We start from the raw sequence: 13,372 nt of genomic DNA on the forward strand, positions 1-13,372 counted from the left end.
CTGTCCGAAATAGTTAAGCTATTTCGGACAGTTTGTTTGTTGGTGTAAGAACTTTATTGTTTTAACCACGGCGATTTACGCCGGCCTGAGGCCATAAACGGTTTTTCGATATACTGATACGTGAGCGTGCAAATAATCAATACACTCACCAATACTAGGGTAGCTAATAAAGTGTATTCGGTCTGACTCAAGTTAATTGTATTAAGCTGTATGGTTTTATTCAGACAAAACCAACCTATTCCGTGGAGCAGATAAATGCTGTAGCTGGCATCACCCAGCCGCACGAAGGCTTTCAATCGCAGTAATCCGAAAAGATCACCACCCAACGCGATGAGGATAAAGAGTAGTCCATACAAGGGGAGAAAGCTGATTTGGTAGCGGCCATTTGTGATACTAAAAATCAGCAGCAGAATAAGCACGCTCCCGTAATCACACATTTTTTTGGGTGCTTGTACGGTGTCGGACACCGCTCTGGCAAGTACGCCGACGGCAAAGCAGGCAATAAAATACGCTTTTTGTGCATTGAATGCAGCGATTCCATAAGCTGAGATAAATAAGACAACCAATGCCAATGGTAACAGACCAGTTTTCTGGCGTAGGAGACACCACAATGGCAGGGAGAAATAGAATGCCCATTCCCAGTATAAGCTCCATGCTACACCAGCGTTTATTAGGCGCGCATCCTGCATGCCAAACAGGGCGGGTTTGATGCCGCTGATGCCGGCATCAAACCAGTAATATAGGTTTAGCAGCATATCGCGGCTGACGAATGTGTGCCGTTGCAGATACAGTGCCAGCAGTACGCAACAGGCGGAGGAAAGATAAAACAGCGGGGCGATTCGCAGGAAGCGTTTGCGGTAAAACGTCAGCCACGAAGCCGGACTGCTTCGGGCAAACAGGTAGCCTGACAGCATAAAAAATAAGCTGACGCCGAAAGGACCCATACGCAGATTGAGCTGATTATAGCTAAATACCGCGGGTGTCCATGGTTGACCATGTAGATAATGGTAACTATAAACAAAATGGTGCATAGCGACGCTAAATGCCAGTATAAAGCGTAGGCCATCCAACCGTTCAACGCGCCGGTCTTCGGCTGCATCCATAAAAGCAAACAGCCGTGAACCGAACAGTATCCAAGATAGTAATAATAATCCCAGTATCCAGACATACATCTGGTATGAATAAAGCATAATACTGCCCAGTAATATGGTTGGCTACCACGACATATTAACGGGTTTGATTAGGATAGTTGAATTTTTATTACCAGAATGATGCAAGTTTCAATAGACATCGCGCTGATATCGCTGCTCTTGTCTAAGTTCACTCAGGTATTCATCGGCGTCTTCGGTGCTAAGCTGCCCTTGTGCTGACACAATGTCTAAGAGCGCTTGCTCTACATCTCGCGCCATTTTAGTGGCATCGCCACACACATAGATATGTGCTCCGCGTTGCAGCCATGCCCAGATATCGGCGGCTTGTTCACGCAGTTTGTGCTGCACATAGATTTTTTCATTAGCCTGCCGGCTCCATGCGAAATCGTAACGTGTCAGCAATCCGTTTTTGCGGTATTGCAGCCATTCAGCCTGATAAAGGAAATCATCGGTAAATTTCTGATTCCCAAAAAACAGCCAGTTGTCGCCACTGGCACCGTCAGCGTCGCGCTGCTGCATAAATGCACGGAATGGTGCGATACCGGTGCCGGCGGCAATCATGATAATAGGCGTAGCGCTATCTTCAGGTAAGCGGAAGCGGTGGTTTTCTTCGATAAATACGCGTACAGGTTCGCCCTCTTGCAAGTGTTCTCCCAGAAAACCGGAGGCACCGCCGGTGTATTGCTGCCCTCGTTGGCTGAAGCGTACCACGCCGACCGTTAAATGGACTTCTTCGCCAACTTCGTCCTGACTGGAAGCAATGGAATACAGGCGCGGGGTCAGTGGACGAAACAGGTCGTGCAGTGCTTGTGCGCTGAGTACATGGGGGTAAGTAGCCAGCAGACTCACCGGCGGGGTGGTGGCAATCAGCTGTCTGAGTGCCTCGGCATCAGCAATGATTTCATTAAGCTCTGTATTCTGTATCTGCTGCGCATAGGCCTGAACCAGCGCTGGTGTGTTTTGGGTAATGTCGAGCTCCTGCTGTAATGCCTGTGCAACGGGTATTTCGCGACCATCGCTCAGCCGTACTGATGCTGCTTTATCGACCTGTGTATGTTGCAAAATTTCGTCTACCAGTGTGTCTGCGTTCTGATAGTACACGCCCAGCGCATCCCCAGGTTGATAGTGGATACCGGAGCCACTGAGATCTATTTCGACGTGTTCGACATCTTTATTGGCATTGGGGGTAGTAATACGTTGACGCAGGCTCAGGCTGGCAGTAAAAGGCGCAGCTCGAGTGAATACCGCGGTCTGAGCGGCTACAACGCTTTGCTGAACCTCTGTATTTTCGCCAGCCTGAGTGGTGTTCAGCTCACTGATGATGGCAACAATTGTGTCCTGCCACGCGGCTGCACTGCTCTGGTAGTCAACGTCACAATCTACCCGTTCGGCCAGACGCTCGCCACCAAGCTGTGCCAGTAGTTGGTCAAAATCCTTGCCACACTGGCAAAATTGCGGATAGCTGCTGTCACCTAGGCCTAGCACGGCAAAGTGAAGCTGATTCAGCACAGGTGCTTTTTTACCAGATAGGTATTTATACAACGGCAAAGCTTCTTCCGGCGGCTCGCCCTCGCCCTGTGTGGAGGTGACAAGTAGAAGAATGTCTTCACTGACCAGTTGTTTGTTTTTGTAATCGCCGCAAGCAGTTAGGGTCGCACTGATACCGGCTGCTTCTAGTTTCAGTTGCAGGTTTTCAGCCACGCGGCGAGCATTACCGGTTTGTGATGCAGACAATACCCGTACGTTGCGCGCTATTGGTGCTGTGCTGTTGATGGCGGCTGCGGTCGCCGTGGCAGAGGAGGTGGTAACTGTCTGCTGGCTTTGTGCCCATGTATAGCCAGAGAGCCACGCCAGCTGCGTTGGCGACAGCTGATTTAAAGATTGCAACAATTCGGGAGATAGAGGGATGGTCATGGTTTGTGCTCAGTAAGGTGATGATTAATGTCATTATTTGGCGGTAGAATTCCATCCGGCCATACTAGCAAGCACTGGGAAGTTTGAGAAAGAAATGGCGCTTATTTAGTTAGAATCGGTAAGCATATATAAAAAGGCAGCCCGCAGGCTGCCTTGAGAAGAGGAATCTGGATTGTTTTAAGACTGTCTGTTTTAACGCTCAATACCGATTTCGGGAAAGGCATTGCGCATCACTTCATCCAGATGGCTGGCGGAGGCACTCATCAGACTTTGCTCTTTTTCGTTTAGGGGAATTTCTATAACCTGACGCACACCGTGACGGTCAAGCACTGCAGGGGTGCCGATATACATGTCTTTGACACCATACTGTCCATTGAGATAGACGGAAACCGGTAGTATGGTGTTTTCATCATCCAAAAGCGCCCGACATATGCGCGCCAGTGCAGCACCTACTCCATAATAAGTAGCCCCTTTGAGACGGATAATGTCGTAGGCTGCATTGACCACGCGGTCAGCAATAATATCAAGGTCTGCTTCGGTAAAGCGTGGATCGCCTTTAATCCACTCTTCCATTGTCAGGCCACCAACACTCAGATGTGACCATGCCGGAAATTCGGTGTCGCCATGTTCTCCCAGTATGTAACCGCTTACGGTACGCGGATCAACATTGAGAAGATAGCCAACATATTTGCACAAGCGGGCTGAATCCAGTGAGGTACCAGAACCGATTACACGCTCGGCCGGAAAACCTGACAGTTTCCATGTGGCATAGGTAAGGATATCCACGGGATTGGAAGCCACTAGAAAGATGCCGTTAAAACCGGATTCGACGACATGTGTAACAATACTTTTGATAATATGCAAATTACGGTTAACCAGATCCAGACGGCTTTCACCTGGCTTTTGCGCTGCACCGGCGGTAATCACAACAATATCAGCATCGGCGGCGTCGCTGTAATTGCCGGCGTAAATGTTTTTGGGGTAAGTAAAGAGTAATGCATCTGCAATATCTTTTGCATCTCCATGCGCCTTATCCCGCGCTACGTCGACAATCACCAGTTCCTGACCGATACCTTGCAGCGTGGCTGCATAGGCAAATGTGGAACCTACGGCACCGGCACCAACCAGAACAATTTTCTGATGATTTTTGGCATTGGTGGGCTGTAACATAATTCAACCTCTTTCTAACGTAAATGCAAATCTATGCGAATTTATGCATAAATTGTAGCAAATTTGTACATGCTATATGCATTTTTTATTTATATTCATCATTAATTACATTTTTTGGTGAAATATGTCATTAAATATTTTTTTGTATGATTTTTTTATGTTTTCCGCTAATTTTATGGCATTTTGTATATTTATGTTTAATTTTGAATAATAGCAAACGTCTGCCAGCTAACATTTGAATAATTGTTTTTACTGATTTAGAGCCGCTTTTCTTATTTATGATTACGGTAGGTTTAAATCAGCTGAATTCAATTGTTCAGATTCTAATAAACACATACAAGAGGCGATGGATTGAAATAATGTTAAATGAGATGTGTGATTCGGTTTAACGAATTTAAGATTTGCTGATATAGTTTGTCTGCAAAAATGAGAGAATAGAAGATAGTAGGTGATGGGGTAAGCGGTTGGGATGCATTTGCCGGCTATATTCTGCTTAGGCTTTTCCAAACTGGTAGATATTAAACAAAATCAGCCTCTTTGAAACCCGGCAGGCAACCCGTTTGGCCAATGTAAGAGCAGAAAAAAGTGCATCCTGCACCATCTCTTGAATATGACAGTCTGCAAGTAGAGTGTGCATTTACAGCTCTACGGCATAATAAAATACTCTACCAATGATGATGATCTGTTTAACAGGGGCGCATTCATCCTGATACTCAGCAGTATTGTAAGCGTGCAGTCGTACTTCTTCATTTGGCATGGAATACAGTTTCCGGACGCGATAGCGGTGATTTTGCTTTATCAAATACAGGTTGCCATCGATGATGTTGGTACGGTTTAAGTCGACAGCAAAAATGGTTCCGTGCGGAAAAATCGGTTCCATGCTGTTGTCGCTCACTGGAAAACATACTACCATCTCTGCATTGATTTTTTTACGCTCTAAAAGCTCGGTACTCAGGCTGAATTTTTTGCAATGCTGTTTATGTGCCTGTTTGGAACGCACACAGCCGGCCAGCTCAATGGAGGGGTACAGGCAGACAGCTACCTCATCCTGATTATACGGGCCGGAATCTATAGCAGCAGGAATATCGTCTGGTTGCGCTGGAAAAGGATTACCGCGACCTTCACGCAGCCAGGTAAGACTTACACCCAGTATGTTGGCCAGTATGTCCAAATTTTTGGGTTCGTAATTGCCGTTTTCCCATTTGAATACTGCGGTTTTGGAGACGCCCATTTTATCGGCTACCTGTTGCTGTGACAGGGCGATACGCTGCCGCGCCTGTTTGATGCGATCGCTTAACATCTGTTATCTCCCGATTAAAAGACATAATGATGTTAACTTAATTTGTGTTATGTTTTGTTTATAGCAATAGTTATTTTCAATATATAAAACATGTCAGTTTATTCCCTATTTCACTGTAAAAATTATACCATCCACTTTATATAATAATATTAAGATGATAATTCGCTAGCAGGCTTAGTTAACATTCTCTTTCTTCTCTCAGCCCAACATCAAAAAAATTAATTTTTACATCATTTTTATCTGTTTTTTACACAAACCTCTTATTCAAATTCAATTATGAAGCTGGATTGATTTTATCCATATAACATATTTTTACATAATATTAACTCGTTTGTCGTATATGTGTGTTTTTATCAACACCTGCCACCTAAACTGCTGCACCTATACCTGCAAAGCATAAACAAGATACAACAGCATTCATGTTTTCTGCATACTGTGTTGCGCGGAGACAGTATATTTTCACCGCGAACTTTTATGCATGTGACGCCTAAGATAAGGCAACAATCATGCCGGCTGCAACGGTATGATTGGTCGCTTCATCGATTAGGATAAAGGCACCAGCCGCCGGATTGGCCTCGTAGGTAGTGGCAATAAGTGGTTTTTGCACGCTGATTTGTACCCGTCCAATGTCGTTTAGTTGCAGGCTGTCGGTGTCCTCCTGATGATTGAGACTTTGCACATCCAGCAGATATTCAACCTTTCTGATTTTTGCATACACCGTTTGCGAACCATGCTTGAGCCAGTACCGTCTGGCTGAGTTGAGTGGTTTACTGTCAAACCAGCACAACGATGCACTGATGTTGCTGACCGGATGCAAATCACTGCCGGCAGCGACAATACTGTCTCCACGGGATACATCTACATCATCAGCCAACACTAAAGTGAGCACATCACCTGTCTGAGCCTGATCTACGGCACCATCCGGACTGTATATGGCTGCAATGGTGCTACTCTGGCCGGCTGGTTCGATACGTACGGGCTCGCCTATTTTCAGGCACCCTTGTTCTAGCCGACCCTGATAGCCGCGAAAATCATCAGCACTGCTGCCATCCAGCCGTGCGACGCGCTGTACTGGATAGAGAGCGGGTGCCTTCAGCAACTGACTATGACGATTAGCAGCGGGCAAGCTTTCCAATAAAGGCAGCAGCGGTTGCCCTTGAAACCAAGGCATATGTGCGCTAGCAGTAACAATATTGTCGCCGTTTAGCGCCGATATTGGTACATAGCTGACGCGGCGCAAATCTAAAGCGGCAGCCAGCTCGCTGTAGGCACGTTTAATCGCGTTGAATTTTTCTTCGCTGTAATCCAGCAAATCAAGTTTGTTTACCGCTACGATGATGTGCGGTGTACCCAGCAGTTTCAGAATGGCGCTGTGGCGACGGGTTTGCGGCAGTAAGGCCGGTGTCTGTTCGCTGAAATCCAACCGTGTGGCATCTATTAGAATGATGGCGGCATCGGCAGTAGAGGCTCCAGTCACCATATTGCGGGTATATTGTTCATGGCCGGGGGTATCAGCAATGATGAATTTGCGTGCCGGCGTTGCAAAATAGCGGTAAGCAACATCAATGGTAATGCCCTGCTCCCGCTCGGCCGCCAACCCGTCAGTAAGCTGGGCGAAATCAGGAACGCCCTCGGCAGTGCGCTTGTGCTTGCCGCGATACAGTGAGGCTACCTGATCAGCCAGCAAAGACTGGCTGTCAAACAGCAGACGTCCAATTAGAGTGGATTTACCATCGTCCACGCTGCCGGCTGTAATAAATCGCAATACGGAATCAGTACTCATTCGATGTCTCATTGGTTGGTGGTAACGACCTGCGTCAGCATCTGCTTCAGGCTCTGCCACGCTGGAGTCAATTCGCTGAAGCCGTCTTCAGCCATCAGGTGGCCACCATGGGATACATAATCGATGTGGCTGTGCAGTGATGCTGCAATGGATTGGCTGGCGGCTTCTGGCACATAGGGATCGTTGGTGGAAATAATACTGTGCACCGGCATGCTGATGTGCTGTAATGCACTGAAATCAGGCTGGCTGGCATCGATATATTCATCCAGTATATGCAGCGTAGGCAGGCGCGAGGCAAAACCAGCGGCCAGTATCAATCCGCCCAGCTTTGCAGGCTGGTGACGGCTAAGAAAACGCAGCAGGGTAATAACGCCGAGGCTGTGGCCGACCAGTATGGTCTGAGCTTCAGGCTGGCCGATAATCTGATCCAGTGTCTGCTGCCATACCGCTGCTTGCGGATAATCGGGTGCAGGCATTGCCGGTATGGTGACAACAGCACCGGCAGAACGCGCCTGCCGAGCCAGCCACTCAAACCAGTTATCATCTGGGCTGCTTTGAAAGCCATGCACAATATAGACCTGAGGCGCTGAATTGGTGAGTGTGGCAGCCATCAGAAATAACCTGCTTTCTTACGCTCTTCCATGGCCGCTTCCGAAACTTGATCGTCCATGCGCGTGGCGTTGCGCTCGGAAATCGTGGTTTGTGCCGTCTCAGCTATTATTTCAGCGGCGGTTGCGGCTTCGCTCGCCACTGGACAAGTACAGGAAATATCGCCTACTGTACGGAAACGTACACTGCGTACCACGCTCACTTCGCCCTCTTTTTTCGGTGTCAGTGGCGTTACCGGCACCAGCATGTTTCCGCGCTCCACCACCTCACGCTGGTGAGCATAATAGATGTCAGGTAAAGCCAGCTGTTCACGCGCAATGTATTGCCAGATATCCAGTTCGGTCCAGTTCGAAATTGGAAAAACACGCATGTTTTCGCCCGGATGGAGACGAGTATTATATAAATCCCATAATTCCGGACGCTGGTTTTTCGGGTCCCACTGACCAAATTCATCGCGGAACGAGAATATGCGTTCTTTAGCACGCGCTTTTTCCTCATCGCGACGTGCACCGCCCATTAATGCATCAAAGCCGTTGGCTTCAATGGTTTCCAACAAGGTGACAGCCTGGGCGGCATTGCGCGAATCGGTAGCTCGGCGCAAGGTAACACTGCCTCGGCGAATGGATTCTTCCACACTGCCCACCACCAGTTTCGCACCCAGCCGCTGTACAGTGGCATCACGAAACGCAATCACTTCGGGATAGTTGTGGCCAGTATCGATGTGCACCAGTGTTAGCGGTAATTGCAGACTGTGACCAGGTATCTGAAACGCTTTTACTGCCAGTGCCAGCAGCACTACCGAATCCTTGCCACCGGAAAACAGCAGCGCCGGATGGCGTGCTTCAGCGACCACTTCGCGGATAATGTAGATGGATTCCGCTTCCAGCCAATCCAGATGTTTGTTTTGAATACTCATTGGTTTATTCCGTAGTGGCTGCAGCGCATGACAGCGCACCTGCAAGCCTGAGTTAAATTCTGCTTATTTATGCAAACCACATTCTTTACTATCGTGGCTCTCCCACCACCAGCGGCCAGCCCGAATATCCTCACCCACTTTTACCGGACGCGTACACGGCTCACAGCCGATGCTCGGATAGCCCTGCATATACAAAGCATTTACCGGCAGTTGCTTCGCTTCGGCATAAGCCCACACATCAGTTTCCAGCCAATCAGCCAGCGGATTGTATTTGGCCATCGCATGAGTCTGATCTTGCTCAACCAATGCCAGCTCGGTACGGGTACTGGACTGCTCGCGCCGCTGTCCGGTAATCCATGCATCTGCATCACTGAGTGCACGGTTGAGCGGTTCGATTTTGCGGATATGGCAGCATTCGCGCCTCAGAGCAACACTGTCATAGAAAGCCAGCTTGCCATGTGCAGCCACATACGCATCAACAGCCGCCTCATCTGGCCGATATTCAACAATCTGGATACCCCAGTGCTGGCCGGCGGCGTCTAACAACTGACAGGTTTCACTATTGAGCGCACCAGTATTAAGGGTAAATACCTCTACAGGCAGCTGCGCGCGCACAATCACATCGGTAATCACCATGTCTTCAACGGCCAGACTAGAAGCAAATTTAACGTGCTGATGCTGGCTGACAATCTGCTCTAAACGGTTTTGTAGTTCGGCAGTAAGTACCGGCAAGCGTTGGGTGGCGGCCGCATCATGCGGTGGGCTCCACAAGCGGGGGCGCAACATATTCTTTTAAGTTCCTGAAAGCACAATTTATTAATGCCAGCAACTGTTTAAGCAGCTTACTGTCTGTCTGATTCAGATAGTAGCAAGCGTAGCCTGCGGCAAGGAAAGAATAAAAATTTCTTTCTTTATAACCAAACTTCCGTCCCGAACATGGCTCATACAGATATAACCGCCAACGATTTGGTTAGAAAAAAAGCTTCTTTTTCAGCCACACAGTGGCACTTATAAGATAGCGTGCACACAACAAAGACAAACCAACATGAATCACTACCCCATATTTACTCAATTACACCAGCGCAAAGTGTTACTGGTGGGCGGCGGACAGGTGGCCGAACGCAAGGCTAATGCCCTGCTACAGGCCGGAGCACAACTAAAGGTGGTGGCACAGCAAACCACCAGCCGTTTTCAGGATTGGTTTGCCGCACAGCAAGCCGAACACATCGCCACAGAATTTAGTCCTGCGCTGCTAAGTGGTGTGTTTCTGGTAGTGGCCGCTACTAACGACCCAGCCTTAAATCGGCAGATATTTCTGGCAGCCGAAGCAGCGGCAACATTCTGCAATTGTGTCGACCAGCCGGCATGTTGTTCGTTTATCGTGCCGGCATTGATTGACCGCAGTCCAATACAAGTGGCCATAAGCAGCGGCGGCCACGCACCGGTGTTGGCGCGGCTGATTCGTCAGCAAATAGAAACGCTACTGCCGTTTTCAATCGGCAAAGCAGCGGCGCTGGCCGGACGCTGGCGGACACAGGTAAAACAAACCTTGCAGCATTTGAGCGAACGCCGCCGCTTCTGGGAGCAATTATTTCAGCACAGCCGCTTTTCCCAGTATGTGGCCAGTGGTGATGAAAAGGCAGCAGAATCGCTGTTGCAGCAGCAGCTAAATGCCCACCAGCCACTACCACAGGGTGAAGTGGTGCTGGTTGGTGCCGGCCCAGGTGATGCCGGTCTGCTCACTTTGCACGCCTTACAGGCACTTCAGGCAGCAGATGTGGTTTTATATGATGCATTGGTATCGGCAGAGGTACTTGAGCTGGTACGCCGCGATGCCCTGAAAATCAGCGTTGGTAAGCGCTGTGGCAACCATAAGGTACAACAGCAACAAACCAATGAGCTGCTGGTAAAGTGGGCACAGCAAGGTAAACGTGTTGCGCGCCTAAAAGGCGGTGATCCTTTTGTGTTCGGCCGTGGTGGTGAAGAATGTGCGGTATTAAAGGCAGCGGGAATACCTTTTCGCGTGATTCCAGGCATCAGCGCCGGTCTGGGCGCCACAGCCTACGCAGGCATTCCGCTTACCCATCGCGATTATGCCCAGAGTGTGCTGTTTATAACCGGCCATCAGCAGCTGGCTGCACAGTCACATGGCTGGCAAACACTAGCTAAGGCTCATCAGACACTGGTCATTTATATGGGTACCCTCACGGCGGCGGAAATCAGTCGCCAGCTGATTGCCCACGGACGAGCCGCCACCACACCGGTAGCAGTCATCTCACAAGGCACACTACCACAGCAAACCGTATCAACCGGCCAGCTCCACCAGCTGGCCTCTCTGGCACAGCAAGCTGCCACGCCGGCATTGATTGTGATTGGTGAAGTAGTCAGTCTGCGCAAACAGCTGGCTTGGTTTCAGCCCAGCAGTGCACACGAAAGCGTAGCAGCGGCTTAGTACCAGCGCCTACAGCAAGCACAAAAAACAGCACTTGTGTAGCAAGTGCTGTTATCCTGTTGGCCGGAACCATTCAATCTGCTACTGCCGCAGACTGCGCATAATTAGTCAATCCAACTTCTTCAATCAGATCAAGCTGCGTACCCAGCCAGTCCAAATATTCCTCATTCACCGCTTTTTGCTGTTCAAGCAAATCACGTGACACAAAATCCAGCTGGTTTTCACACACAGCTATGGCATCAGCCAGAGCAATGTGTTTGGCCTGCTCTGCCCGTTGGTCACACTGTAGAATCTCAGTAATATTCTCACCCACCAGAATTTTGCCGTACTCCTGTAGATTCGGCAGACCTTCCAGAAGCAGGATACGTTCAATCAGCGCGTCTGCGCTCTTCATATCGCGAATCGAATGCTTATATAAAGCCTCACCCAGCTCGTTGAAACCCCAGTTGCGCAGAATACGAGCATGCAAAAAATATTGATTGATGGAAACCAACAACAAACCCAGATTTTTATTCAATGCCTGAATGGCCAAACGATCTCCCTGCATATCGTTCTCCTTACAGCTGGCTTTGCAGATAATTGGGCAAGCCCATCACCTCAATTTGGCGTAACTGTTGTTCTAGCCAGTGTGCATGGTCTTCTTCCGTATCTTTCAGCTGAGCCACCAGAAACTGACGCGTCACATAATCCTGCTCCTGCTCACATAGCTTAATCGCATCTTTTAAATTCTGGCGCACGCTTAGCTCTGTAGCCAGATCATTTTCCAGCATGCTGACTACATCCGTGCCCACATTAATCGCATCCGGTACCATTTCCGGTTTGCCGTTCAGCATCAGAATACGATGAATAAACTGGTGCGCATGGTCGGTTTCTTCCTGCATCTCATGGTCTATACGCTGAAACAGCTTCATATAGCCCATATCTTCATACATCCGTGAATGGGCAAAATACTGGTCACGTGCGGCCAGCTCTCCTGCCAGTAAACGGTTTAAACAATCCAATACAACCTTTTTGCCTTCCATGTTTGCATCCTTTTTACTCAAAACTGCTGCATTTTACTTACCAAGCAGTTGTGATGAATCACTAAACCACTACCAGCCTGACGCGACAAGCATCAAGCGCAGATAACCATTTAATGAAAAATTATGTCTGTTATTTTTCTACCCGTGAGCAGCGTATTTGTCTTGCTTCTTAAGCAAAAAACCACTTTCGGATAGTAACTTATACGTAGAGGATAAATATCCTGCACCAATATTTTCTGCAGTCTGGGGTTGCAGGCTAAAATTAACCTGCAACCCTTTTCCCCCTTGAACAGTTGCACTAAATCAGGTGTTAAAATTACATTACCCTAACCAATACAACTGTTTGGGCTTATCATAACATTAAATATCATGACTATTTTTAATCTAAATAAGAGTAATTTTCATAATAATTAATTGAAAAAATCAAAAATTAACAGAAAAATTCCATAAAAACATAGTATTAAAACAATAATGGTTATCACACTTTATTAGAATCATTCAACTAAACCATCACAGACGGCAAATTTATAATAAAATTTATATAAATTAACATAATTTCACGCTTAGTCTGCATCCTTAGCGGCCACAATATATAGGATCAACAAGCAATTAGCGTAAAACATAACCATTTTCATGCCGTCCAGCTCTATACCTCAGCCAGCCTTTTATTCCCTTTTCAACGAGATCAATTATTTCTTTAGCATCATTATTAATCCAGCCTATAGCAACAACCTTTCAGTAGCGCTTATAAATCAGCGCAATCACAGCCAAAACAGCTACCTGCCTTTTATTTCGGCAGGAAATCTAGGCACCCTCTCCTGAACACAGCTTGCAGCGCGTACTGCTGACACATGCTTCTTTTTTATCCAGTCCTAAAGTGAGTTGCGGCAAAAAAGGAATATCACTACTGCTTCTTCACTCCCAATTTGTCCTCCGCGATGCAAAATATCATTTTTTTATCTATTGTATGAAAAAACAAAAAATGAGAAATATAAATATTACAAATAAATATTTATATGCACCAATAGCAAAACAAATATGGTTTTTGCTCATAG

General features: G+C 47.7%; 11 protein-coding genes. 1 reads left to right on the forward strand and 10 read right to left on the reverse strand.

Annotated elements, in window-relative coordinates:
- Positions 1-53: 53 nt before the first annotated feature.
- From J3U64_RS06235 to J3U64_RS06270, 8 genes are all read right to left on the reverse strand, one after another.
- Complete coding sequence (locus tag J3U64_RS06235) at positions 54-1,190, reverse strand: acyltransferase family protein (protein ID WP_267408638.1); 1,137 nt, start codon at positions 1,188-1,190, stop codon at positions 54-56.
- Between the two features lie 90 nt (positions 1,191-1,280).
- Positions 1,281-3,065, reverse strand: coding sequence for an assimilatory sulfite reductase (NADPH) flavoprotein subunit (locus J3U64_RS06240; protein ID WP_267408639.1), 1,785 nt, complete (start codon positions 3,063-3,065; stop codon positions 1,281-1,283).
- A 192-nt stretch (positions 3,066-3,257) separates the two neighbouring features.
- Positions 3,258-4,235 carry an L-lactate dehydrogenase gene (locus J3U64_RS06245; RefSeq protein ID WP_267390912.1) on the reverse strand — a complete coding sequence of 326 codons (978 nt, stop codon included), beginning with the start codon at positions 4,233-4,235 and terminating at the stop codon, positions 3,258-3,260.
- A 637-nt stretch (positions 4,236-4,872) separates the two neighbouring features.
- Complete coding sequence (locus tag J3U64_RS06250) at positions 4,873-5,535, reverse strand: S24 family peptidase (RefSeq protein WP_267390913.1); 663 nt, start codon at positions 5,533-5,535, stop codon at positions 4,873-4,875.
- A 487-nt stretch (positions 5,536-6,022) separates the two neighbouring features.
- Positions 6,023-7,318 carry a sulfate adenylyltransferase subunit 1 gene (locus J3U64_RS06255; RefSeq protein ID WP_267403985.1) on the reverse strand — a complete coding sequence of 432 codons (1,296 nt, stop codon included), beginning with the start codon at positions 7,316-7,318 and terminating at the stop codon, positions 6,023-6,025.
- A gap of 8 nt (positions 7,319-7,326) precedes the next feature.
- Positions 7,327-7,929: an RBBP9/YdeN family alpha/beta hydrolase gene (locus J3U64_RS06260; RefSeq protein WP_267403983.1), complete on the reverse strand. Its 603-nt coding sequence runs from the start codon at positions 7,927-7,929 to the stop codon at positions 7,327-7,329.
- Positions 7,929-8,843 (reverse strand): sulfate adenylyltransferase subunit CysD, encoded by a 915-nt coding sequence (gene cysD / locus J3U64_RS06265; RefSeq protein WP_100151521.1) that lies wholly within the window; start codon positions 8,841-8,843, stop codon positions 7,929-7,931. The genes J3U64_RS06260 and cysD overlap by 1 nt, the downstream gene beginning before the upstream one ends.
- A 63-nt stretch (positions 8,844-8,906) precedes the next feature.
- Positions 8,907-9,629: a phosphoadenylyl-sulfate reductase gene (locus J3U64_RS06270; RefSeq protein WP_267408640.1), complete on the reverse strand. Its 723-nt coding sequence runs from the start codon at positions 9,627-9,629 to the stop codon at positions 8,907-8,909.
- Between the two features lie 259 nt (positions 9,630-9,888).
- Between J3U64_RS06270 and cysG the strand changes: the two genes are divergently transcribed.
- Positions 9,889-11,295 (forward strand): siroheme synthase CysG, encoded by a 1,407-nt coding sequence (gene cysG / locus J3U64_RS06275; RefSeq protein WP_267408641.1) that lies wholly within the window; start codon positions 9,889-9,891, stop codon positions 11,293-11,295.
- Positions 11,296-11,368: 73 nt separating this feature from the next.
- On the opposite strand, the gene bfr (J3U64_RS06280) is transcribed toward cysG, so the two are convergent.
- Positions 11,369-11,842 carry a bacterioferritin gene (gene bfr / locus J3U64_RS06280; RefSeq protein WP_267408642.1) on the reverse strand — a complete coding sequence of 158 codons (474 nt, stop codon included), beginning with the start codon at positions 11,840-11,842 and terminating at the stop codon, positions 11,369-11,371.
- A gap of 10 nt (positions 11,843-11,852) precedes the next feature.
- Positions 11,853-12,317, reverse strand: a complete 465-nt coding sequence (bfr, locus tag J3U64_RS06285) for a bacterioferritin (protein ID WP_100141077.1) — start codon at positions 12,315-12,317, stop codon at positions 11,853-11,855.
- Positions 12,318-13,372: the final 1,055 nt, after the last annotated feature.

The organism is Snodgrassella sp. B3800 (assembly GCF_026535865.1).
GTDB classification, from domain to species: Bacteria; Pseudomonadota; Gammaproteobacteria; order Burkholderiales; family Neisseriaceae; genus Snodgrassella; species Snodgrassella alvi_E.